The organism is Nonomuraea sp. NPDC047529 (assembly GCF_040642995.1).
In the GTDB taxonomy this organism is placed as follows: Bacteria; Actinomycetota; Actinomycetes; order Streptosporangiales; family Streptosporangiaceae; genus Nonomuraea.
Window position 1 is genome coordinate 56578 of record NZ_JBEYTJ010000040.1, and the last position, 20718, is coordinate 77295.

Below are 20718 nucleotides of genomic sequence, written 5' to 3' on the forward strand. Positions count from 1 at the left end.
CTACCCGGCAGGGATGGCCCATAACTTCGGTTATGGGACGAACCTATTTGAACCGATATGCGTTTGATCTGGGCCTTCATAGGTATTCGCCCTCTATGGGCACCCTGAGGGAAGAGACGGTCAGCGCGGTCGTCGTCGGCGACGTCATGCTCGACTCGTGGCTGCACGGCTCGGCCAAGCGGCTGGCCCAGGAGGCGCCGGTGCCCGTGCTGAACCTGGAGGCGGTCGAGAACGCGCCGGGCGGGGCCGCCAACACGGCGGCCAACCTGGTGGCGCTCGGCGCCCGCGTCCGGCTCGTCGGCGTCGTGGGCGACGACCCCTGCGGCGACCAGCTCGTCCAGGCGTTGCGGCTGCTCGGGGTGGAGACGGACCTGCTGCCGGTGCCGGGACGGCGTACCGCGCACAAGCGGCGCCTGGTGGCCGGCGGCCAGCTCGTCGCCCGCTACGACGAGGAGGACCGTGACGTCGTCCCGCCCGAGACCGAACGGGACCTGCTGGCCCGCCTCTCGGACGCCGTGACGGGCGCGGACGTCGTCGTGGCCTGCGACTACGGCGGCGGCGTGTTCACCCCGGCCGTGCGGCGGTCGCTGGCCGGGCTGCCGCTGCTCGTGGTGGACGCGCACGCGATCGCGCCCTGGGGCGAGTGCGGCCCGGCGGCGGTGCTGCCCAACTACGCCGAGGTGGTGCACCTGCTCGGCGAGGCAGCCGACACGACCGTTGCAACCGACGCCGCCGACCGGCCGGCGTACCTGATGGCGCGTTCGGAGCGCATCCTGGCCGCCACCCGGGCCCGGATCGCGGTGACCACCCTGGACGGCGAGGGCACGCTGCTGCACAGGGCCGGCCGCCCGCCGTACCGGACCTACGCCCAGCCCGCGCCGCCGCACATGGCGACCGGCGCGGGCGACACCTACACCGCGGCCTTCTCGCTCTGGCTGGCCGCCGGCGCGACGCCGGAGGAGGCCGCAGAGGCGGGCCAGGCCGCCGCCGGAGTGGTCGTCCGCCGCCCCGGCACGGCCGTCTGCACCCGCTACGAGCTGCTGCGCGCCCTGCGCCGCCAGGAGGGCACCGTGCAGGCCCCCGAGCGCCTGGCCCAGCTCCTGGACGAGCACCGGCGCAGGGGCGAGCGGATCGTGTTCACCAACGGCTGCTTCGACGTGCTGCACCGGGGGCACGTCAGCTACCTGGAACAGGCCGGGCAGCTCGGGGACGTGCTCGTGGTCGCGGTCAACAGCGACCTCAGCGTGACCCGGCTGAAGGGCCCGGGCCGCCCGGTCAACCCCTGCGAGGACCGCATGTCGGTGCTGGCCGCCCTGAACGACGTGGACTACGTGACCGAGTTCGACGAGGACACCCCGGAGCGGCTGATCAGGCTGATCAGGCCGGAGATCTACGTCAAGGGCGGCGACTACACCCCGGAGATGCTGGCCGAGGCGCCGCTGGTGCGCTCGCTCGGCGGCGAGGTGCGGGTGCTCGACTACCTGCCCGACCGCTCGACGACCGCCGTCATCGGCCGCATGCGCTCGGCGCCCGGCGAACCGGACACGGTCAGGCCCTTTCCGCCAGCACGTCCATGACCAGCGAACGCACCATCCGCAGGGCCTCCTCGACCGCCCCGCGCACCGGCTCGCTCAGCTCCACCAGCACGTCGTCGGTGACCAGCCGGGCCGGCTCGCAGCACAGCACGAGCACCCGCTCGGGCACCCGGCCGAGCTCCCGCGCCATGCGCAGCACCTTGACCGGGTCGAGGCCGTGGTTCTCGGCCCCGGCGCCGCCCGGGCAGGGCAGGTCGTGCAGGTCGGGTTCGAGCAGGGTGAGCGTGCCCGGCTGCTCGCCGCGCGGCGCGGCGTCCACGAGGATCGCGGCCTCGTAGTCGCGCTGGAGCGCGTAGGCCAGGTCGAGGCCGCGGCTGCCGAAGTCGATCACGTCGGCGGGCAGGTCGTCGTCGGCCAGGCGGCGCACGACCTCGACGCCGAAGCCGTCGTCGCCGAGGAAGACGTTCCCGATCCCGGCCACCAGGACGCGCGGACGGCAGCCGCCTCCGACGGGTTCGAGCTCCTCCGCCGAGTAGAAGAACCGGTGGCACGGCAGCCTGGACTCGCCCAGGTCGCGCAGCGGGTCGCCGGCGAGGGTGACGCCGACGTGGAAGCCGCCGTCGTCGTCCCGCTCGACGCTCTCGACCACCGCCAGGCGGCCGTTGAGCGCGAGGTCGAGGATGTCGGCGCGGCTCTTGGGGCGCAGGCGCACCCGGCTGCCCGGGGCCAGCCGCACGCCGTCGACGATCGCCTCGGCCGGGCCGAGCCGTTCGGGGTGGGACCGAGTATCCATGTCACGTCTCCCGCATGGTGCCGTGCAGGCGCATGAGCTCTTCCGGGGTGAGCGCGGCGCAGTGGTCGAGGAGCTGGTCGATCTCCGTGGCGTCGAACGTGCCGCCCTCCGGCGCGACCTTGGGATGGTCGTAGAGGATGACCGGCGCGGACAACATCGTGTGCCGGTCGCCCTCCTCGCCCACCAGCACCGGCCAGGTGCCGATGTTGTGGCAGCCCGCGGCGAGCGTCCGCAGCGCGTCGGGCGGCTCCATCAGCGAGACGAACCGGCCGCCCGGCGAGCTCACCACCGTGTGCGCGGAGATCAAGGTGTGCTTCATGGCCTCCGCCCGCGAGTCGCCCTGCCACGGGCTGGTGTTCGCCACCCGGACGGTGATCCGGAACAGGCCCTCGCGCAGCCGTTCGGCGAACACCTCGGCCCGGCCGCTCAGCGCCTCCCAGCCGCGCAGCAGCACGCCCTCGCCGTCGAGCCATTCGGCCCGCTGGCCCGGCGGCACGTGGATCTCCATGCCGGCCGGGCAGCCCAGCAGGTCGGCCAGGCGCAGCCCGGTCTCGGCCACCTCGCGCTCCTTGGCCTCCTCCCTGGGCCGGTGGCGGACGCCGCCGACGGTCAGCTCGGGCACGCGGACCAGCTCGCCCTCGCGCTGCACGGCCACCTCGCAGGTGACCAGGTGCAGGAAGCGCACGTGCACGTCCACGACGTCGTCGCCGCCGGCCTCCAGCAGGCACTGGGTCTGGGTCAGCCACGGGTTGCCCTCGTGCGCCCGGCCGTAGGACTCGGGGTGCACGCCGCCGAACGTCCAGCGCCGCCGGTCGGCGGCGGAGCGGCGGCTGGGCCACAGCAGGTGGCCGCCGTAGAGGACGGCCCTGGCCACGCGCCTCACATGGTCCATCTGCCGGCCCCCACGCCGGGCTCGGACCGGACGATCTCGACCTGCTCGACCTCCGGCGCCGCGTCGCGCACGGCCCGGCGCACCGCGTCCGCCGAGCCGCCCCCGCCCTCGCCGTCGTCGCCGAGGCGCAGGCGTACGAGGTCGCCCTCGACGGCGACCACCTCGGCGCCGGTGCCGCGCAGCGCGTCCTCGACCCGGGTCCGCACGTCGATCGGGTGGAGGTCGTGCAGCAGCAGGAGGTGCGCGACCACGTCGTCGGCGGCCAGCCGGGCGGCCAGTTCGTCGTCGGCCGCGGCCATGATCCGTGTGAGGCCCTCGCCGTAGAGGTCGAGCAGGGCCTGGGCCAGCTCGACGGCGGGCGGTTCGGCCCGTTCGAGCAGGCTCTCGATCCTGCCGATGCGTGCGTTCAGCGACATGAACCCTCCCGGACGGTCATGCCGTCAGGAAACCTGTCGTATTTAGCGGCATTCATCGGCCTTAAGCCCCCCAAGTGGCCATTGCAGAGGTTTAGCGATGGCGTCGTTCGGTATCCGATCAGTACCTCTACGTAGCGGGCATACCGCGTCGACGAAGGCGGCAAACCATGACCCAGACCCTGCCCACGCGCCCCGAGCTGTCCGAAGAGGCTCAGCCGGAGGAGAAGGAGGAGCGCGGCCACCCGATCCTGCGCGCCATGGCCCGCGGCGCCGTCGGCTCGATGGCCATGTCGGGCCTGCGTCAGCTCACCGTCTCGCTCGGGATGGTGGACCGCACGCCGCCGGAGTCGGTCCTGCGGAAGACCGCGCCGCAGCTCTTCCGCGACGTCCCGGCGGAACGCCGCCCGGCCCTGGTGGAGGCGGTCCACTGGCTGTACGGCGCGGCCGGCGGCGCCGGGTTCGGCCTCCTGCCCCGCGCGGTGCGCGAACGGCGCTGGAGCGGCCCGCTCTACGGCGTGCTCGCCTGGGCCGCGTTCGAGGCCGGCATCGCCCCGGCGCTCGGCCTGCCGCGCAGTCGCCACACCGCCTCGGAACGCGTGGCGCTGCTGGCCGACCACCTCCTGTACGGCGCCGTCGTGGGCTCCTCGGCCCGGTCCCGCCCGCGCCGCTAGCTAGACCAGCCGCACCGGCCCGGCGTCGATCGGCACCCGGAACAGCGCGTACGGGTACCGCCGCCGGTCCAGCCCGCCCTGGAACCTGGCCTGGCGGTGCAACTGGTTGGCGGTCACGTACAGGTGGCCGTCGGCCACGGACAACGTGTCGGGCCAGAGCAGGCGGGCGTCGTGGACCAGCGTGTCGATCGTGCCGTCGGGCATCCGGCACAGCACCGCGTTGTGCTCCCAGTCGGTCAGGTAGATGCGTCCGGCGTCGTCGGCCTCCAGGCCGTCGGCCGAGCCGCCCTTGTCGCCCTCGTCCCTGACGGTGGCGGCCACTTCGGCGTCGTCCAGCGTGCGGTCCACCAGGGCGTCCGTGGACACGCTGTACCAGCGGCGGGAGAGCAGGGGGCAGTACCAGAGCCGCTCGCCGCCGGCCGGGAGCGCGATGCCGTCCGAGCCCATCAGGACCGGCGACGGCGGCCCGTCCTGCGGCCGTTCCAGGAACGGCCGGCCCTCCACGACCGGCAGGAAGTCCGGCGGGCGCCCCGCCTTGGTGCTCGGGTCGTCGTGCAGCCGGCGCCACGCCTGCCCGCTGGCCAGGTCCACCACGATGATCCCGTTGGGCCCCCTGTCGGCGGAGTCGGTGAGGTAGGCGACCCCTTTGCGCAGGTCGAACCGCACGTCGTTGAGGTAGGAGGTCTCCAGGGCGACACTGCGGTCGAACAGGATGACCTTGACCACGGTGTCGGTCTCCAGGTCCACGCAGACGAGCTTCGGACCGCCCTTCTTGGTGGGCCGGAACATCGGGCTGCCGGTGTCGAGGATCCACAGCCGGTCCATGGGATCGACGACCACACTCTGCACCGAGACCAGCCACTTCGACGGCTCGTCGGCCTCGGTGTTCCACTCCTGGTCGGGGTACGGGACGGGCTTGCCGTCCCGCAGCTCGACCACGGTCGCCGGAACGTCGTCACCCCATTTGGGGAAGTTCACGAATATCCGGCCGGCCCGCGAGACCGTGACGCCGGTCGGCATCGGCCCCGACTCGAAGGCGTGCACGAGTTCCAGCTTCCCGATGGGCTCATCGACCGGCTGAACGCCGTCGTGGCCGCTCCCCTTCGCCATGTTCCCCCCGTTCCCCCCGTTCGAGGACCCGCCGGGCAACTGCCCAGCTCAGGCGGGGAGAAACAGCACCTTCTCCAGCCAGGGACGCAGGATCGGCAGTACGTTCGCCGCCTGCATGGCCCCGGTGTGGTCGAGGCCGTCGAGCACCTCGACGTCCCAGCCCAGTGCCTCCATGGCGGCCCGGTTCCGCGCCACCGGGCCCCCGATGTTGACGTGGGTGCCGCCCCACCGCTCGTCGTAGACGATCTCGTCGGCCGAGCCGGCGAAGCACAGGCGGGGGCAGGACAGGCGTACTTGGCCGTCGTCGAACCCGCGCAGCGCCCGGTACAGGGTGGCGAACTGGCGGGCCTGCCCCTCGCCGAGGGTCACCTCGGTCGACGACCAGTCCCCCGGCTCGCCCGTCCCGGTGGACGGGGGCGTGGCGGTCTTCGGCGCGACGGCCATGTCGTAGGTGGCCTCGGTGACCCGCAGCATCTCGGCGTACGGGCCGCCGAGCGCCGGATACCCGCCCATGGCCAACGCCGAGAGCCGGTCGGTGCGCAGGGCGAGCTGGAGCCCGCTCAGCGCCAGCCACGAGTAGCCGTAGTAGGCGAACCGGTCGGCCCCCACCGCGTCGGCCACCGACAGGAAGTCGGCCGCCACGTTGTCGGGCGTGAGCGTGTCCGGCTTCGGGTTCGCCAGCACGTGGCCCTCGTAGTCGAAGGCCACGACGCGGAAGCCGTCGGAGAGGCCGTCGATGAGCGAGCGGCCGAGCGCGGGGTCGGCCCCCCACTTCCGCATCTCCTCGGCCTGCGGGCCCTCGATCGGGGTGGGGTTGACGGCCAGGAGCAGGACCGGGCCCGAGCCGTGGACCTCCACCTCGATGGTGCTTCCGTCGTGCAGCGTCGCTGCGGTCATGGGGGCCTCCCGAATTCGATACGCCGTAAACTGTTGTCCTCGGCGAGGATAGCTTATGGCGTAAAGAGTCGCAAAGGGCTGGGCATCGGCACACACCGCATGTCCGCGCCGTCCGCCTCCAGCCAGCGCAGCAGCAGGTTGGCCTTGGCCGGCACGGACGCGCCGGTGAGCAGCTCGCGCAGCTCCTCCGGCCGGCCGTGGTCCTCGGCGCAGCCGTCGAACACCGACCTCGCCTCAGTCCACAACTCGGCCCGCAGCTCCGGGTGCCGATCGGCCACGGCTCCGGCGATCTCGCAGAGGTTGTTGACGACCAGGCAGTACAGCAGCCGTTCCCAGCCGTAGGCGGCGCTCACGACGGGCGTGCGGGCCCCGGGCAGGCTGTGGCGGTCCGCGGTCAGCTTGACCCCCTCATGGTCGCGGAAGATCGCCTGGCCGGGCAGGCCGCGCCCGTCCACGCCGATGACGACGTTCTGCAGGTGGCATTCGAGCACCACGCCGTGGCGGAAGTAGGCGTGCAGGACCGGCGGCACCACGTGGTCGAGGTAACGCCGCCACCACACGAGCGCGTCGCCGGCGTCGAGGCCGTCCAGCGGGTTGCCCGGGAAGCCCTCGCTGACCCCCGCGGTCAGCAGCGCCGTCAGCCCCGGTCGCAGGTGCCCGCCCAGCCCGTCGCGGACGATCACCGCCAGTGCCTCGCCGCCGTCCAGCCCCAGCTCCACGCTGCGGTAACCGCGGTCGCTGAGGACGGCGGGCCGCGGCCGGTGCTCCGGCAGGTCGTCGAACGCCCCGCGCAGCAGGTCGTCGATCAGGCCCAGCCAGCGCAGGTCGTGCAGCCACAGGCGGCGGATGTCGTTGGTGATCCGCACGTCCAGGCTGAACTTGCAGAACAGGTCCGCCTCCGGCAGGTACACCGTGCGGATCGAGGCGGTCGGCACGGCCCGCGCGGGCGTGAGGCCGAGGTGGCGCAGCTCCTTCAGGCCGCCCAGCAGCTCCACCTGCCAGGGATGGGCGGGCAGCAGCGCCAGGCCGTCGGGGGCGGCCGGGCCGAGCCGGTCGAGCGCGCTCGCGTCGCCCTGCTCGACCAGCGCCTCGACGGGCACCCCGAGCAGCGGCAGCGCGAAGCTCGCGTGCACCTCGGGCGAGTAGGCCAGCCACGAGTCCGGCCCCGATCCGCCGCGCGCCTTGGGCGCCGGGTGGTAGCGGTGACCGGCGACCAGCGCCTGCTCCGAGCGCAGATACGGGTCGGCGGGTGGGGTGGCGGTGCGCCGGGCCGACAGCAGCGTGGCCATGACGTCCCTGCTGTCCATGATCTCTCCGGCCAGGGTCGGGTTGGCGTGGCCGGTGCCCGTCCGCAGCTCGTCCTCGGTCAGGGCGACCAGGCCGGCCAGCGACAGCGGGCGCGGGCCGTCCGGGGTGCCCAGGGCGGGGGCGGCGGGGTAGCGTCCGGGGCGGACGTGCAGCACGTGCCCGGTCGCGGGCAGCACCCACGAACCGCCGGTCGTGGGCTCGGCCACCTCGCGGAGCAGGCAGTTGAGGAGGGCCGTCACCGCGAGGGTCTCGGCTTCGTCCGCCGCCTGGCGGTCATGCGCCTCGGGTGCCGGCCCGGCCGGTGGGAGGAGGCCGTCGATATATGCCATGGCGACCTGTCCTACCCTTTTGTACCGATCAGTGTCCACAGGGTTGTCACCTGGGCATGTTCCTGGATACGGGGGGGTTCATGCGGCATTCGACGGGGCGGTTCGCGACGGAGCTGGCCGCCGTGCGCCCGGAGCTCTCGCCCGGCTACGCCGCCGCCCTGCCCGGCGCGCGGGCCGCCGTCATGGGCCGGCTGTGGCGGGGCCTGCTCTGCGAGCCGCTGCCCGGCCTCGCCGAGCCGGTCGCCGCGGGGGGCGGCCTGCGCGTACGGCTCTCCGACGGGCGCGACCTGACCGGGCCGGCCCGGCTGCCGTACGACCTGGCCGACGTGCCGGTGCTGCTGCTGGACGGCGTCCCGTACACGGATCCGGCCGAGCTGCTGGCCGCCCTCGGCCTGCCGGGCGCGGACGGGCTGGTCGGCGACCTGGACAACAGCGTCGCCTCCCTGGCGCTGTCCCGCGCGGGTGCGGCCTTCCCCGTCCGCGGGCCGGGTCCCGAACGGTACGAGCAGAGCGTCGTCGACGGCCATCCGTACCATCCGGGCTGCCGCAACCGGCCGGGGGTGTCGGTGGCCGAGCAACTGGCGTACATGCCGGAGCACCGGCCCGTCGTCGCGCTCGACCTGGTGGCGGTGCCCGCCGCCGAATGCCTGGTCACCGGGCCGTGGCCGGGCTCGCTCGTGGACGGCGACCGGCTGCTGCTGCCCGTCCACCCCTGGCAGACCCGGCACGTGCTGGCCGGGCTGGGGGTGCGCCCGTACGCGACGGGGGCGCTGCCGTGCCATCCGCTGATGTCCGTACGGACCCTGGCCCCCCTCGACGGCGGCCCGCACCTGAAGACGGCGTTCACCACCCGCATGACCTCCGGCGTCAGGGACATCTCGCCCGCCTCGGTACGCGACTGCGTCCTCCTGTCGGACCTGCTCACCGCCCTGTCGGCACGGCTCGGCGGACGCCCGCGCATCGCCCGCTACCTGTCCGGGGCCGCGGGGACGGTGAACGGCGAGCACACCGCCGACCTGTCCGTCATGCTGCGCGATCCGACGCCCCGCGTGCCCGGCCACACCGTGCTGCCCGTCGCCGCCCTCACCTCCGGCGCCCGCTGGGACGCGCCACGCGGCGAGGAGGCCGGCGAGTGGCTGGCCGCCTTCGCCGGCGTGGCGACGGCGGCGGCGCTCGGCCTGCTGGCACTCGGGGTCGCGCTGGAGGCCCACGGCCAGAACCTGCTGGTCGTGCTCGACCGGCGGGGATTCCCGGTCGAGCTGGTCTACCGCGACCTGGCCGACGTCAGGATCAGCCCGGCCCGGCTGGCCCGCAACGGGTTCGGGACGCCGCCGGTCGCCGCCCGGCTGCTCAGCGACGACCCCGGCGTCCTGCACGCCAAGCTTTTCGGCTCGCTCGTAGGCACCACGTTCGGCAGCCTCGTCGCCTCACTGGGAGAGGGTGACCGTGGCGCCGAGTCACGTCTGTGGGCCGTCGTGGCGGGGGCCGCGCGGCGGGCCTTCGACGCGCTCCCCGACACCGCCGACGTGCGCGCCGACCGCCGGGCCCTGTTCGGCGAGCGGATCCCGGTGAAGGCCCACCTGCTCGCCCAGCTCGCGGGCTCCCCGCCCGGCGACAGCTGGACGTCGCTGCCCAACCCCCTCACCCAAGGAGCCTCCTGGATCCCCGCTCACGCACGGTGAGCGCCTGGCTCTTTTCCCGCAGGAGGAGGAATATGGGGCATGCAGCCGGACCCTGCGGCGCGTCGATCTCCCATCACGCAGAGTTCAGGGAAGGAGCGAATCCGATGATGCAGCTCTCAGTACGGCTCGTGCCCGTGGGCGACACCACCCTGGTGGTCGCCCTGGCGGGCGAGCTCGACTCGACGACCAGCCCCATCCTGGCCGCCTTCCTCGACCCGCTGCCGCGCTCGCGGGTGAAACACGTGATCGTGGCGGCGGGAGACCTCTGGTTCTGCGACCTCAACGGCCTCGAACAACTCGCGATCACCCACCGGGCCATGCAGGAGAAGGGCGGCCACCTGGCCGTGGCCGAGGCCCAGCCCGCGTTGTGCCGCCTCGTCGCGCTCATGACCGAGCACGGCGGCACCGCGATCCCCCTGTTCAGCACGATGCCCGACGCCCTGGCCGGGACCGGCGTCGAGATCTACGAGCAGACCGGGCCGCCCCGGCCGGTCAGCCGGCACCTGGCGTGCTTCCGCCGGGCCCGCGACCCCCGCGCCGAGCAGCACCACGGCAGCCGCCGGCTCCGCCCGCAGCGGGACGCGACGCCCATCACGCCCGACCGCCAGGAGAACCTGCCGCCGCCCGGCCGCTGGTCCACGACCGTCCAGCGGCTCCGGTCGGCCAACGCGGAGCTGGAGAGCGCGAACGAGGAGCTGAGGTCGGCCAACGCCGACCTGCGCCACGCCAACGACGCGCTCATCGCCCGCGCCGCCGAGCTGCGCCGCGCCAACGACGCGCTGGTCGCCCGCACGGCCGAGCTGGAGGAGGTCGGCCGGTTCACCGCCTCGCTGGTCCACGGGCTGGGCGACGCCGTGATGGTGCTCGACGCCGACATGCGGGTGCTCATCTGGGGGGCGGGGGCCGAGGAACTGTGGGGGGTGCGGGCCAGGGAGGCGGTGGGCCGTCCGCTGGCCTCGCTGGGCACGGGGCTGCCGGTGGAGATGATCGTCCCGCTCGTACGCGACACGCTGGCCGGGGCCAGGAGGGTCGCGTTCGACGCGGTCAACGACCATGGGCGGCCGACACCGCTCACCGTCGAACTGTCCCATCTGCGCACCGACGACTCCGGGCACGGCCTGATCATCGCCATGAAGGTGCCGCGTCCCGGTGACTCACATGATCGCTAGCTGTCCGCCGTCGATCACCAGCTCGGTTCCGTGGATGAAGGTGGCGTCGTCGGAGGCGAGGAAGGCGTACGCGGCGGCGACCTCCTCGGCGAGCCCGGCGCGCCCCAGCGGGATGTGCTCACGCTCGTAGGAGGAGACGAAGTCGTCGGCGAGCGCCGACGAGATCGAGGCGTTCAGCGGGGTCCGAATGTAGCCGGGGCACAGGGCGTTGACCCGGATGCCGTGGCCGCCGAGCTCGACGGCCATGGTCTTGGTCAGCAGCAGCACGCCGCCCTTGGAGGCGTTGTAGTGGGCGTAGTCGGCCTCGCCGCCGAGGCCGTTGGTCGAGGACATGTTGAGTATCACGCCGCCCGTCCCCCGTTCCACCAGGTGGCGGGCCACGGCCTGGGCCATCAGGAACATGCCGCGCAGGTTCACCGAGATGATCCGGTCCCAATGATCGGGGGTGATCTCCAGGAACGGCTCGCGCCAGGCGGTGCCGGCGTTGTTGACGAGCACGTCCACGCCGCCCAGCGTCTCGATCGCGCCGGTCACCAGCCGTGCGACGTCGTCCTCCGAGCTGACGTCGCCGGTCAGTCCGCTCACCTCGCCGAGCGGCGCGAGCTCGGCGACGGTGCGCCCGACCTCGTCGCCGTCGAGCCCGGTGAGCACCACCCGCGAGCCCTCCTCCAGGAACCTGCGGGCGGCGGCGGCACCGATGCCGCTGCTGCCCCCGCTGATCAGCACCCGTTTGCCGGCCAGTCCCCGCATGACCTCGTCCTTCCTCAACGCACCGCGCCGCGTGCCGCGCAGACCTGTGGTGACCTGCGCAGGATGTCGTCGATCTCGGGGTACATGCGTGGTTCGCCCCTCTCGCAGCTCATCAGAAAATAGCACTCGTTCCGTTATCCGCACTAGCATTCCGCTACACGGAACTGATTGACTGAGTGGCGATGACAGCGCCTACCGGCGTGCCGTCATGGATCGGAACAGTATTCCGTATCAAGGAAAGTGGGGAGCGTCCATGAGGCTCGGCACCTTACGAGTCGGAGAAGGCGTCGGGCCGGCTTCGACGCGGCCGCCCTGGTACGCGGCGAGCAGCGGGTGCTCGGCTCGTTCGCCTACACGGACGAGGACTTCGCCACGGCCGTGCGGACCGTCGGCGAGTGGGACGTGAGCTGGGTGCGCACGTGCCCGCTCGCCGACGGCGCGGAGCTGTTCACGGCCCTGATGATACGGCCGCGACACCCCCGTCAAGGCCCTCCTCAGCCCGTGACGGGCAGGGGGCGGCCCCGCCGCCCCCTTACTTGCACGGCTTGTACGGCGTGTCCTTCAGCGAGTAGTCCACGGCCTTCTTGATCGCGTTGATGCCGAGCTTGGCCGCCTTGGGACAGAAGGACGCCGGCGCCGTCTCGTACTCGACCTGGAACACCGGCTTGCCCGCCTTGACGAAGACGCTCAGGTCGCCGCACTCGTCGTACTGGAAGCACTCCTCGTTGACGGCGTAGTCGAAGCTGGTCACCAGCTCGGCCGCCTGGCTGAGGTCGTTCTTGAGCGCCGCGGACAGGCCCTTGCGGTGGGCCATGTCGGCCAGCGCCCGGTTGTAGAGGAGCTGGGTGGCGGGGCTGACGGTCCAGCCGGTGACCGACTTGCCCTCCTCGTGGGCGTTGACGACGTCGAACTCGACCCCGTCGAAGCCGGCCTGGGCGCACTTGTCGACCCGGGCCTCCATCATCTTCAGCAGGAAGTCCCGCTGGCCCTGGTCGTTGTTGATGTTGGCCCAGCGCTCGTTGGGGAACTCCGCGCTGAACGGCTTGCCGAGCAGGGAGTTGCCGTGGCTCTTGTGCCAGGCGACGAACTGCTGGTAGTCGGGCCGGTACTCCTCGATCGAGCCGGCGTCGACGTAGCAGACGGCCTTCGCGCCGCGGGCGTGGACGGCCTTGACCGCCGCCGTGTTGAGCGTGGTGTTGTTCCCCACCACATCGCCGTCGGCGTAGAGGTCGATGTCGAACACCGCCGGCTTCACGCAGGCGCCGCCCGACTGGGGGACCACGCAGATGTCGACGTTGACGCCGCCGGTGGCGGCGTACTTGGCGTTGCCCTGGAGCTGGTACTGCCAGCGGCTCTGCAGCGGCGGCTTCCACGGCCCCGCCTCCGCCGTGGCCGGCGCGGCGAGCGCCGACAGCGGCGCGCAGCTCAGCGCCGCGACCGCGACCAGCCGAGCTAAGAGAGTCATGGTTCGCACGTTCGCCCTCATTCCGTCTAGTGGAACTCTAGTCTGCATCGTGGATGCGTGACTATACTCGCCGCACGCAGCGGGCCGCCACGCCCGCCGTGCTCTGTGGAGGGAACCCCATGGCACGACTCATTCACCACATCCGCGAGACCGCCCGATGAGGCCCCGTACGACGACGGTCGTCGTCGCCCTGGCCCTGGCCGCGGTGAGCTGCGGCGGCGGAGGACAGGAACGGGCGAGCGGCCCGGTCGAGATCACCATCTGGCACGGCCAGGAGGACACCTCGGCGAAGTCGATCGAAAAGCTGGTCGCCCGGTTCAACCAGAGTCACCCCGACATCAAGGTCAGCACCGAGTCCGGCGGCGCGACCGCAGACGGCATGCTACCCAAGATCACCGCCGCGCTCGCCTCGGACGCCTACCCCGACATCGCCTACCTGTACGGCTCCTGGGCCCCCAACGTGGCCAGGAACCCCAAGACCGCCGACCTCACCTCCTACGTCAAGGACCCGGCCGTCGGCTGGGCCGACTTCTGGGCCAACGAGCGCGAGGCGGTCACCGTCCAGGGCAAGGTCATCGGCTTCCCCGCCGTCGTGGACAACATGGTGGTCCTCTACAACAAGAAGCTGCTGGCCAAGGCGGGCGTCAAGGCCCCCGGCCCCGACTGGAACTGGGACGAGTTCCGCGACATCGCCAGGAAGACCACCGACGCGCAGAAGGGCGTCTTCGGCACCACCTGGGCGATCAGCGGCGGCGAGGAGGCCGTCTGGGGGCTCTGGCCGCTCCTGTGGCAGGCGGGCGGCGACATCCTCACCCCCGACCACAAGAAGTCCGCGTTCGACTCGGCGGCCGGGCAGCAGGCGCTCGGGCTGGTCCGAAGCATGGCAGTGGACGACAAGTCGGTCTACCTCGACTCCAGCCCGGCCGAGAAGGGCCAGAAGCTGTTCGAGTCGGGACGGCTCGCCATGTTCCTCTCCGGCCCCTGGGTGCTGCCCGACCTCCAGGCCGCGAAGGTGGACTACGGCGTCGCGCGGCTGCCCGGCACCAACGGCAACCACGAGACCGTCTCCGGCCCGGACAACTGGGTGGTGTTCGAGCACGACGAACGCCGCGTCAAGGCGGCGACCACGTTCCTGAGCTGGCTGACGGCCGCCGAGCAGGAACTCGTGTGGATGAGCGACACGGGCTCGCTGCCCATCAGGGAGTCGATCACCAAGCTGCCCGGCTACCAGGACTATCTGACGAAATATCCGGGCATCGAGGTGGTCTCCGAGAACCTGGCCAACGCCAAGCGGGTCAGGCCGCCCACCACCAAGTACCCCCGCGTGTCGTCCTTCGTGGCCGAGGCCATCGCGCAGGCGCTGCTGGGCCGGACCGACGCCAAGACCGCCCTGGACGAGGCCGCGGCCAAGTCCGACGCGGTGCTGGCGGTGCCGGGCTCATGAGCAGCGCCGCCGTCAGCGCGCCCGCCGCCCGGCACGCCAAGCGTCCGCGCAGGCTCGGCGACCACGTCGCGGGCTGGTCGTTCGCGGGCCCGGCGACGCTGATCATCCTCGGGTTCGCGCTGGTGCCGATGGCGTGGGCGCTGGCGCTGTCGTTCACCGACTCCGACCTGATGAAGACGCCCGAGAACGTCGGCCTGGACAACTACCGGGCGCTGTTCCAGGACCCGGTCTTCTTCCAGGCCGTGCGCAACACCGGGCTGCTGCTGGTGCTCTACATCCCGGCCTCGCTGGTCTTCGGCCTGGTGGTGGCGGTGCTGCTGAACAGGAAGGTGCGCGGGATCGGGTTCTACCGGACCGCCTTCCTCGTCCCGTACGTGGCCTCGGCCACGTCGGCCGGCCTGTTGATGGGCTACATCTTCGACCGCGACTTCGGCCTGATGAACGGCGTGCTCGTGCAGCTCGGCCTGCCGATGCAGGGCTTCCTGAGCAGCCCGTCCCAGGCCATGTACGTGCTCACGCTGATCTTCTTCTGGACCAGGTTCGGCTTCGCCGTGGTCATCTACCTGGCGGCCATCCAGGAGATCGACAAGGCGGTGCTGGAGGCGGCCTCCATCGACGGCGCGGGGCGGTGGGCCACGTTCCGGCACATCATCGTCCCGTCCGTACGGCCGATCACGCTCTTCCTCGCGGTGTGGGGCGTGATCGATGCCCTGCAGTTCTTCGACCTGGTCATGACCACGACCCAGGGCGGCCCGGCCAGCGCCACCGTGACCATCGTCTACTACGTCTGGCAGCTCGCCTTCCGCTACTCGGCCGCCGGGTACGGCGCGGCCGTGGCCTACACCTTGTTCGCCGGGACGCTGCTGCTGATCGTCGTGGGCCTGGTGGTCGCGCGTCGGAGAGGAGCCGTGCGATGAGGCGACGCCTGCCGAGCAGGTGGCACCTGGTGCTCGCGCCGATGTCGGTGGTGACGCTGCTGCCGTTCGTGTGGCTGGTGCTCAGCTCAGTCATGACGCAGGCCGAGCTGAACAGGTTCCCGTCGCCGATCCTGCCGGAGGGCATCGACCTCGGCGGCTACCGCACGGTCATGGAGCGCTCCGACTTCCCCCGCTGGTTCCTCAACAGCGTGCTGGTGTCGGGCGTGATCGTGGTCGCCCAGGTCGTGCTCTGCAGCATGGCCGGGTACGCCTTCGCACGGATCCGGTTCATCGGCTCCCGGCTGACGCTGGTCCTGATCATCGCGACCGCGCTGATCCCGTTCCAGCTCACCGTGATCCCGACGTTCCTGATGTTCAGCCAGGCCGGGCTGGTGGACACGCTGGGCGCGCTGATCATCCCGCAGCTCAGCTCGTCGGTCGGGATCTACCTGATGACCTCGTTCTTCCAGTCCTTCCCGAAGGAGCTGGAGGAGGCGGCGCGGATCGACGGGTGCTCGCGGGTCGCACTGTTCTTCCGGGTGGTGCTGCCGGTCGCCAAACCGGCGCTGGCGGCGCTCGCCGTGATCACGTTCATCACGGCCTGGAACGATCTCTTCTGGCCGCTGGTGGTGATCAACTCCGAGGCGAACTACACCGTGCAGGCGGGGCTGACCACGTTCCAGGGCCAGCACCGGGCCGACTGGCCCGCGATCATGGCGGGCACGGTGCTGACCACGCTGCCGGTGCTGGCGGTGTTCCTGTTCGGCCAGCGCCGCTTCGTGCAGGCGCTGACCGGCGCGGTCAAGGGGTGAGGCCCCGGTAGGGGTTCGCGGGCAGGCCGGCGTGGGAGGTGCGGCAGCGCCACAGCTCCCCGCCGGCGCTGCCGTCCCAGGCGGTGGTCACGTAGAGCACGTCGAGGTCGGGGCCGCCGAAGGCGCAGCTCGTGACGTTCGCCGCGGGGACCTCCAGGGTCAGGTCGGCCCGCCCGTCCGGCCGCAGCCGCACGACCGCGCCGCCGCCCCACAGCGCGACCCACACGTGGCCGGCGGCGTCGACCGTCAGGCCGTCGGGGCCGGGGAGGGCGGCGAACTTCCGGCGGCCGTCGAGCCGGCCGGTCGCCGGGTCGTAGTCGAAGACGTCGATCCGGTCGGTCGCGGTGTCCACGTAGTACATCAGGCGCTCGTCGGGGCTCCAGCCGAGGCCGTTCGAGATCGTGACCCCGTCCAGGACCTTGTCGCACGTACGGTCCGCGCCCAGGCGGTAGAGGGAGCCCGCGCCGGGGGTGTCGTCCTCGGCCTTGGTGCCGGCGAAGAAGCGGCCCGCGCGGTCGCAGGCGCCGTCGTTCATCCGGTTGCCCTCGGGCTCGGGCGGCCGGGCGACCAGCTCGGTGCGGCCGTCCGCGTGCCGGGCGAAGCCGTCCCTGAGGGCGAGCATGAGGCCGCCGGCCGCGTCGGGCACGGCGACGCCGACCGGCTGCCCCAGCTCGATCGTCTCCCGCTCGTCGCCGGACGGGTCCAGCCTGTGCACATGACCCGCGGGGATGTCGACCCACAGCAGCGTGCCGGTGGCGGCGTCCCATCGGGGGCCCTCGCCGAGGGTGGCGGCGGGCACGGGGACCTTCTCCAGCTTCATGCTCTCTGCTCTCCTGATCCGTGATACGGAACGCAGTTCCGCTACCCATCCGACCGTAGTCGGCCGAGGTCCCTTTAGGGAGGGGATGAGGAGGGCGTCGCGCCGAACGCGCCGCGGCCCCGGCGTTCGGAGGGGCGGGCCTTCGATGCCCGGCTTTCGAGGGCCGACGGCTTCTGCAAAGGGTGGGTCAGGCCTCGGCGGAGATGGCGCGGCGGAGGCCGTGGCCGACCTCTTCGAGACGGGCGACCGACATGCGGTCCTTGATCGCGGTCACGCTCACCGCCGCCACCGGCGCCGTCTTGCCCATGAAGACCGGCGCCGCCACGCACCGCACCCCCGGCTCGTTCTCCTCCAGGTCGAGCGCGTACCCGCGCTGCCTGACCTGGTCGAGGTGGGTGGCCAGCTTGGCGGGGTTCGTGATCGTGTTCCTGGTCCTGGTGGACAGCGGCCCGTAACGCTCGGCCCACGCCTTGACCGCCTCGTCCGTCGGGTACGTCCAGGCCAGCAGCGCCTTGCCCACCCCGGTGCAGTGGGCCGCGTTGCGCCCGCCGACCACCGAGGTCATGGTGATCGACCGCACCGCCTCGACCTTGTCCAGGTAGACGACCTCGCCGCCGTCGAGCATCGCCATGTGCACGGTCTCGGAGAACTCCTCGCTCAGCCGCAGCAGCAGCGGCCGTACGAGCGTGCGCAGATCCATGCTCTCGTAGAACCGGAAGGCCGTGGCCAGCAGCTCGGTGCCGAGGAAGTACGGCCCGCTCGGCTCCGGCTGGGCCGCGAAGCCCCGGTGCTTCAGCGCCCCGAGCAGGCGGTGGAGCGAGCTCTTCGGCAACCCCAGCCTGGTGGCCAGCTCGTCGAGCGTCACCCCCCTGCTGTGCTTCCCGATCTCCTGCAGGATCAGCAGGGCACGATCGACGCTCCCCACAGGGGACTGGGTCTCAGCCACTGAAACTCTCCCTCGCCTATTCCGCTGATCGGAATGCTAGCGCGTATTACGGAACCTCGCCGCACACGCGGTCAACACAGTGGGTCTCTCAGCGTAGTCAGCACAACCCTGTCCAGCACTTCCGTGAACAGGGAAACGTACGCGGCGCAGGGGCGCAACACGTACCAGGCGGCGAGGGACCGGCGGCTAGGCCCGGCGGGGGACGAGCTCGGCGACCGGGACACGCCGGAAGGCGATGCTCTCGTACGGCCCGAAGTCGCCGGTCTCGAACAGCAGCCCCACCGTGTCGTCGTCCACCCTGACCAGGTCGGAGTAGGCGGCGGGCAGGCCGGAGACGGTGTGCACCGGATGCCAGGTGAGCCCGGCGTCGTCGCTCGCCCGTACCGTCATCAGGGCCCGCGCGTCGGGCGCGGCCGGGCCGGAGAACAGCAGCACGCCGGGCGGCTCGCACCACAGCAGGCTGCCCTCGACCACCGGCCCCGCCAGCCCGGCCTGCGGGCGGAAGGGCAGGTCGAGCCGCTGCCCGCCGTCGGAGGAGTAGGCGTCGGCCCGGGTGCCGGGCGCGGCGGAGTCCGTCCTGGTGTTGAGGTAGAGGCGGCCGTCGGGCAGCTCGGCCGCGGTGGTCTCGTTGACGTTGACGTAGCCGTCGGGGTTGTCGTCCACGTACCCGATCCGCCAGGTAAGGCCGCCATCGTCGCTGAGCAGCGCGTGGCCGCCGTTGTACTTGCCCTCGGTGCCGACGTCCGAGCCGGACGGGGGCAGGGAGTGGTTGCCCGGCACCACGACGCGCCCGCTCCTGAGCCGGACGGCGTGCCCTGGGCCGGTGGCGTACCAGCGCCACTCCGGCCGCCTGACCTGGGCGGTGATCTCGCGCGGCGCCGGCCAGGTGACGCCGTCGTCCGCGCTGATCTGGACGAACACCCGCCGCCCCGCGGCCGCCGGCACCTGGCCGCGCCTGATCTTCTCCTCCGTCGCCGACGGCCCCTGCCGGACCGTGACGAGGAGGATCCGGCCGTCGTCCAGCACCACGGGCGCGGGGTTGCCGACCGTGCCGCGGTTCGGTTCCGTGGCGACCACCTGGAGCGGCCCCCACGTCAGGCCGCCGTCGGAGGACCGCCTGAGCACCAGGTCGATGTGGCCAGAGTCGCCGGCCGACCCCCGCCGGCCCTCGGCGAAGGCCAGGACCGTCCCCTCCCCCGTCACCACGGCGGCCGGGATGCGGAAGGTGTGGTAACCCTCGGACGCCGCCCGGTACACCACGGACGTGGGGTATGCAGTCATGCGGGCACGCTAGGCCCCGCAGGTGAACGTCTCCCGACCTCCGGCGGACGTCCCGATGCCAGCCCGGCGGCCAGGCAGGCCGCCGGGAGAGCGGGTACGACGTACCGCACGTCGTACCCGTTCAGGAAGGAAGGCGCCACGACCAGCACGGCGGCGGCCATGCCGGGCAGCAGCGCGTCCGGCCGCCGCCGTACGGCCGCCACCGCGAGCGCGCCCCCGAGCAGCGCCAGGAGCACCGGGTACGGCAGGTAGCCGAAGCGCTGGTAGGCCCGCAGCCAGCCCGCGTAGGGCTCGACGATCCGGGTGTCCGCCGGCCCGCCCTCGTACGCCTCGGCGATCGGCCGTACGGACGCGCGCAGCGGGCGCTCCTCGTAGGGGAACCAGTACGGATTGGTCTTCCTGTCCGACACCTTCCTGGCCGTGGTGCGCTCCCAGCGCAGCAGCCACCGCAGGTCGCGCCCGACGGCGGCCAGGTAGCCGCCGGGCTGGGCGAGGACGGCCTCGCGGGCGAAGCGGGCGGCCAGCGCGTTCCGGTCGCCGGGGACGGCGGCCAGGGTGGACCCCCACATCCAGTGCGCGGGAGAGGGCCGCCCGGCCACCGGCGTCCTCGGGCAGAGGGGGGCCAGCTCGGGCTCCGGCCTGATGACCGAGCAGTCGGCGAAGGTCGTCGTGCGGGCCCACAGGAACAGGCCGTCGGCCTTGGTCAGGCCGAAGGTGCCGCTGGTGGCCCGCATCCAGGAGGCGTACCCGAGCAGCGGCGCCGCGCCCGCCAGGATCAGACAGAGCAGCGCGCGCGGCCCGGGACGGCGCAGCAGCAGGCAGGCGGCGGCCACCACGAGGACGGCCACCCCGATCGTGCGGGTGACGGCGGCCAGGCCGAGCAGCACGCCGCCGGCGGCCGCCGTGACCGGGGTGAGCCGATACGACAGCGCCAGGATCCCGGCCGTGGCCAGCACGGTGAACAGCGCGTCCGCCATGATCATGTGTTCCAGCAGGATCAGGAACTCGTCGTACAGCAGCGGCGCGACGGCGGCCGTCGCGCCCCAGCCGGGCAGGCCGCGCCGCCGCAGCAGGGCGTAGACGGCCACGGCGAGCGCCGGCCCGAGCGCGTGCTGCACGGCGGCCACCAGCGCCAGGCTCTTCGCGGGCCCGAGCGCGGCCAGGAAGAGCGAGTACCCGAGCGGCCGGAACGTCCCGGGCACGGGGTCGCCCGCGGCCTCCAGATAGGAGAACGAGTCCGCCCAGAACCACAGCGCGGGCCAATACCCCGCCATCGCGAGCAGCCGCAGCGCGACGGCGGGCACCAGCGCGACCAGCAGCGCCCGATGCCGCCTCCAGACGTTTCCGGGCAGCACGAACACAGGAGACGGCACCGGCACAGGGAGGCTCCTTCGCGAGAGTGCCGAACGGGCTCCCCGGACGGCGCGGGCATCTACCCGGTCTTGCCGTTGCGCCGCGAAAAGGTTCACGCCCATGGCCGT

Annotated in this window: 19 protein-coding genes; 7 read left to right on the plus strand and 12 right to left on the minus strand. The window is 72.4% G+C overall.

Annotation, left to right across the window (positions count from 1 at the left end; translation table 11 throughout):
• Positions 1–95: 95 nt before the first annotated feature.
• Positions 96–1577, plus strand: a complete 1482-nt coding sequence (gene rfaE2, locus ABZ815_RS42140; RefSeq protein ID WP_357707068.1) for a D-glycero-beta-D-manno-heptose 1-phosphate adenylyltransferase — start codon at positions 96–98, stop codon at positions 1575–1577.
• Here the strand turns inward: rfaE2 and ABZ815_RS42145 are convergent.
• The 3 genes from ABZ815_RS42145 to ABZ815_RS42155 are packed head-to-tail and all read right to left on the minus strand — an operon-like array spanning position 1549 to position 3636.
• Entirely contained in the window at positions 1549–2328 is a 780-nt protein-coding gene (locus tag ABZ815_RS42145) for a hydrogenase maturation protease (protein ID WP_357707069.1), read from the minus strand. The two genes, rfaE2 and ABZ815_RS42145, sit on opposite strands and share 29 nt — an antisense overlap.
• A 1-nt stretch (position 2329) precedes the next feature.
• A complete protein-coding gene (locus ABZ815_RS42150; protein ID WP_357707070.1) occupies positions 2330–3220 on the minus strand; it encodes a hypothetical protein in 891 nt (296 codons plus the stop codon).
• Positions 3208–3636, minus strand: coding sequence for a hypothetical protein (locus tag ABZ815_RS42155; protein ID WP_357707071.1), 429 nt, complete (start codon positions 3634–3636; stop codon positions 3208–3210). Before ABZ815_RS42155 ends, ABZ815_RS42150 begins: the two co-directional genes overlap by 13 nt.
• Before the next feature lie 167 nt (positions 3637–3803).
• On the opposite strand from ABZ815_RS42155, the gene ABZ815_RS42160 reads away from it, so the two are divergent.
• Positions 3804–4307, plus strand: a complete 504-nt coding sequence (locus ABZ815_RS42160) for a hypothetical protein (protein ID WP_357707072.1) — start codon at positions 3804–3806, stop codon at positions 4305–4307.
• On the opposite strand, the gene ABZ815_RS42165 is transcribed toward ABZ815_RS42160, so the two are convergent.
• Genes ABZ815_RS42165 through ABZ815_RS42175 form a run of 3 tightly spaced genes read right to left on the minus strand, consistent with a single transcriptional unit; the run spans position 4308 to position 7951 of the window.
• On the minus strand, positions 4308–5417 hold the full coding sequence (locus ABZ815_RS42165; RefSeq protein WP_357707073.1) for an L-dopachrome tautomerase-related protein: 1110 nt from the start codon (positions 5415–5417) through the stop codon (positions 4308–4310). It lies immediately after the preceding gene.
• Positions 5418–5465: 48 nt separating this feature from the next.
• A complete protein-coding gene (locus ABZ815_RS42170; RefSeq protein WP_357707074.1) occupies positions 5466–6314 on the minus strand; it encodes an alpha/beta hydrolase in 849 nt (282 codons plus the stop codon).
• A 53-nt stretch (positions 6315–6367) separates the two neighbouring features.
• Positions 6368–7951, minus strand: a complete 1584-nt coding sequence (locus ABZ815_RS42175; protein WP_357707075.1) for an IucA/IucC family C-terminal-domain containing protein — start codon at positions 7949–7951, stop codon at positions 6368–6370.
• 80 nt (positions 7952–8031) lie between these two features.
• On the opposite strand from ABZ815_RS42175, the gene ABZ815_RS42180 reads away from it, so the two are divergent.
• Together ABZ815_RS42180 and ABZ815_RS42185 are read left to right on the plus strand one after the other, a co-directional pair.
• Positions 8032–9633 carry an IucA/IucC family siderophore biosynthesis protein gene (locus ABZ815_RS42180; protein WP_357707077.1) on the plus strand — a complete coding sequence of 534 codons (1602 nt, stop codon included), beginning with the start codon at positions 8032–8034 and terminating at the stop codon, positions 9631–9633.
• 104 nt (positions 9634–9737) lie between these two features.
• Positions 9738–10802, plus strand: coding sequence for an STAS domain-containing protein (locus tag ABZ815_RS42185; RefSeq protein ID WP_357707078.1), 1065 nt, complete (start codon positions 9738–9740; stop codon positions 10800–10802).
• Here ABZ815_RS42185 and ABZ815_RS42190 read toward each other — a convergent pair.
• Positions 10788–11552, minus strand: a complete 765-nt coding sequence (locus ABZ815_RS42190; protein WP_357707079.1) for an SDR family oxidoreductase — start codon at positions 11550–11552, stop codon at positions 10788–10790. The genes ABZ815_RS42185 and ABZ815_RS42190 overlap by 15 nt on opposite strands.
• Positions 11553–12084: 532 nt before the next feature.
• Positions 12085–13017 carry an endo alpha-1,4 polygalactosaminidase gene (locus tag ABZ815_RS42195; RefSeq protein WP_357707081.1) on the minus strand — a complete coding sequence of 311 codons (933 nt, stop codon included), beginning with the start codon at positions 13015–13017 and terminating at the stop codon, positions 12085–12087.
• 157 nt (positions 13018–13174) lie between these two features.
• On the opposite strand from ABZ815_RS42195, the gene ABZ815_RS42200 reads away from it, so the two are divergent.
• Genes ABZ815_RS42200 through ABZ815_RS42210 form a run of 3 tightly spaced genes read left to right on the plus strand, consistent with a single transcriptional unit; the run spans position 13175 to position 16190 of the window.
• A complete protein-coding gene (locus ABZ815_RS42200) occupies positions 13175–14461 on the plus strand; it encodes an ABC transporter substrate-binding protein (protein ID WP_357707083.1) in 1287 nt (428 codons plus the stop codon).
• A complete protein-coding gene (locus ABZ815_RS42205; protein ID WP_357707085.1) occupies positions 14458–15378 on the plus strand; it encodes a sugar ABC transporter permease in 921 nt (306 codons plus the stop codon). Before ABZ815_RS42200 ends, ABZ815_RS42205 begins: the two co-directional genes overlap by 4 nt.
• Positions 15375–16190: a carbohydrate ABC transporter permease gene (locus tag ABZ815_RS42210; RefSeq protein WP_357707087.1), complete on the plus strand. Its 816-nt coding sequence runs from the start codon at positions 15375–15377 to the stop codon at positions 16188–16190. The genes ABZ815_RS42205 and ABZ815_RS42210 overlap by 4 nt, the downstream gene beginning before the upstream one ends.
• On the opposite strand, the gene ABZ815_RS42215 is transcribed toward ABZ815_RS42210, so the two are convergent.
• From ABZ815_RS42215 to ABZ815_RS42230, 4 genes are all read right to left on the minus strand, one after another.
• The gene (locus tag ABZ815_RS42215; protein ID WP_357707089.1) at positions 16180–17010 is read right to left on the minus strand and encodes an SMP-30/gluconolactonase/LRE family protein; all 831 of its coding nucleotides are present in this window, start codon (positions 17008–17010) and stop codon (positions 16180–16182) included. The genes ABZ815_RS42210 and ABZ815_RS42215 overlap by 11 nt on opposite strands.
• Before the next feature lie 187 nt (positions 17011–17197).
• On the minus strand, positions 17198–17956 hold the full coding sequence (locus ABZ815_RS42220; protein ID WP_357707091.1) for an IclR family transcriptional regulator: 759 nt from the start codon (positions 17954–17956) through the stop codon (positions 17198–17200).
• 186 nt (positions 17957–18142) lie between these two features.
• Entirely contained in the window at positions 18143–19237 is a 1095-nt protein-coding gene (locus tag ABZ815_RS42225; protein WP_357707093.1) for a sialidase family protein, read from the minus strand.
• A complete protein-coding gene (locus ABZ815_RS42230; protein WP_357707095.1) occupies positions 19234–20610 on the minus strand; it encodes a hypothetical protein in 1377 nt (458 codons plus the stop codon). The genes ABZ815_RS42225 and ABZ815_RS42230 overlap by 4 nt, the downstream gene beginning before the upstream one ends.
• Between the last annotated feature and the right edge of the window lie 108 nt (positions 20611–20718).

What these genes read in the sequence shown, in the direction of transcription:
- rfaE2 (WP_357707068.1), top strand. Translation starts at nt 96, where the DNA reads ATGGGCACCCTGAGGGAAGAGACGGTCAGCGCGGTCGTCGTCGGCGAC.
- ABZ815_RS42145 (WP_357707069.1), bottom strand. Translation starts at nt 2,328, where the DNA reads ATGGATACTCGGTCCCACCCCGAACGGCTCGGCCCGGCCGAGGCGATC.
- ABZ815_RS42150 (WP_357707070.1), bottom strand. Translation starts at nt 3,220, where the DNA reads ATGGACCATGTGAGGCGCGTGGCCAGGGCCGTCCTCTACGGCGGCCAC.
- ABZ815_RS42155 (WP_357707071.1), bottom strand. Translation starts at nt 3,636, where the DNA reads ATGTCGCTGAACGCACGCATCGGCAGGATCGAGAGCCTGCTCGAACGG.
- ABZ815_RS42160 (WP_357707072.1), top strand. Translation starts at nt 3,804, where the DNA reads ATGACCCAGACCCTGCCCACGCGCCCCGAGCTGTCCGAAGAGGCTCAG.
- ABZ815_RS42165 (WP_357707073.1), bottom strand. Translation starts at nt 5,417, where the DNA reads ATGGCGAAGGGGAGCGGCCACGACGGCGTTCAGCCGGTCGATGAGCCC.
- ABZ815_RS42170 (WP_357707074.1), bottom strand. Translation starts at nt 6,314, where the DNA reads ATGACCGCAGCGACGCTGCACGACGGAAGCACCATCGAGGTGGAGGTC.
- ABZ815_RS42175 (WP_357707075.1), bottom strand. Translation starts at nt 7,951, where the DNA reads ATGGCATATATCGACGGCCTCCTCCCACCGGCCGGGCCGGCACCCGAG.
- ABZ815_RS42180 (WP_357707077.1), top strand. Translation starts at nt 8,032, where the DNA reads ATGCGGCATTCGACGGGGCGGTTCGCGACGGAGCTGGCCGCCGTGCGC.
- ABZ815_RS42185 (WP_357707078.1), top strand. Translation starts at nt 9,738, where the DNA reads ATGATGCAGCTCTCAGTACGGCTCGTGCCCGTGGGCGACACCACCCTG.
- ABZ815_RS42190 (WP_357707079.1), bottom strand. Translation starts at nt 11,552, where the DNA reads ATGCGGGGACTGGCCGGCAAACGGGTGCTGATCAGCGGGGGCAGCAGC.
- ABZ815_RS42195 (WP_357707081.1), bottom strand. Translation starts at nt 13,017, where the DNA reads ATGACTCTCTTAGCTCGGCTGGTCGCGGTCGCGGCGCTGAGCTGCGCG.
- ABZ815_RS42200 (WP_357707083.1), top strand. Translation starts at nt 13,175, where the DNA reads ATGAGGCCCCGTACGACGACGGTCGTCGTCGCCCTGGCCCTGGCCGCG.
- ABZ815_RS42205 (WP_357707085.1), top strand. Translation starts at nt 14,458, where the DNA reads ATGAGCAGCGCCGCCGTCAGCGCGCCCGCCGCCCGGCACGCCAAGCGT.
- ABZ815_RS42210 (WP_357707087.1), top strand. Translation starts at nt 15,375, where the DNA reads ATGAGGCGACGCCTGCCGAGCAGGTGGCACCTGGTGCTCGCGCCGATG.
- ABZ815_RS42215 (WP_357707089.1), bottom strand. Translation starts at nt 17,010, where the DNA reads ATGAAGCTGGAGAAGGTCCCCGTGCCCGCCGCCACCCTCGGCGAGGGC.
- ABZ815_RS42225 (WP_357707093.1), bottom strand. Translation starts at nt 19,237, where the DNA reads ATGACTGCATACCCCACGTCCGTGGTGTACCGGGCGGCGTCCGAGGGT.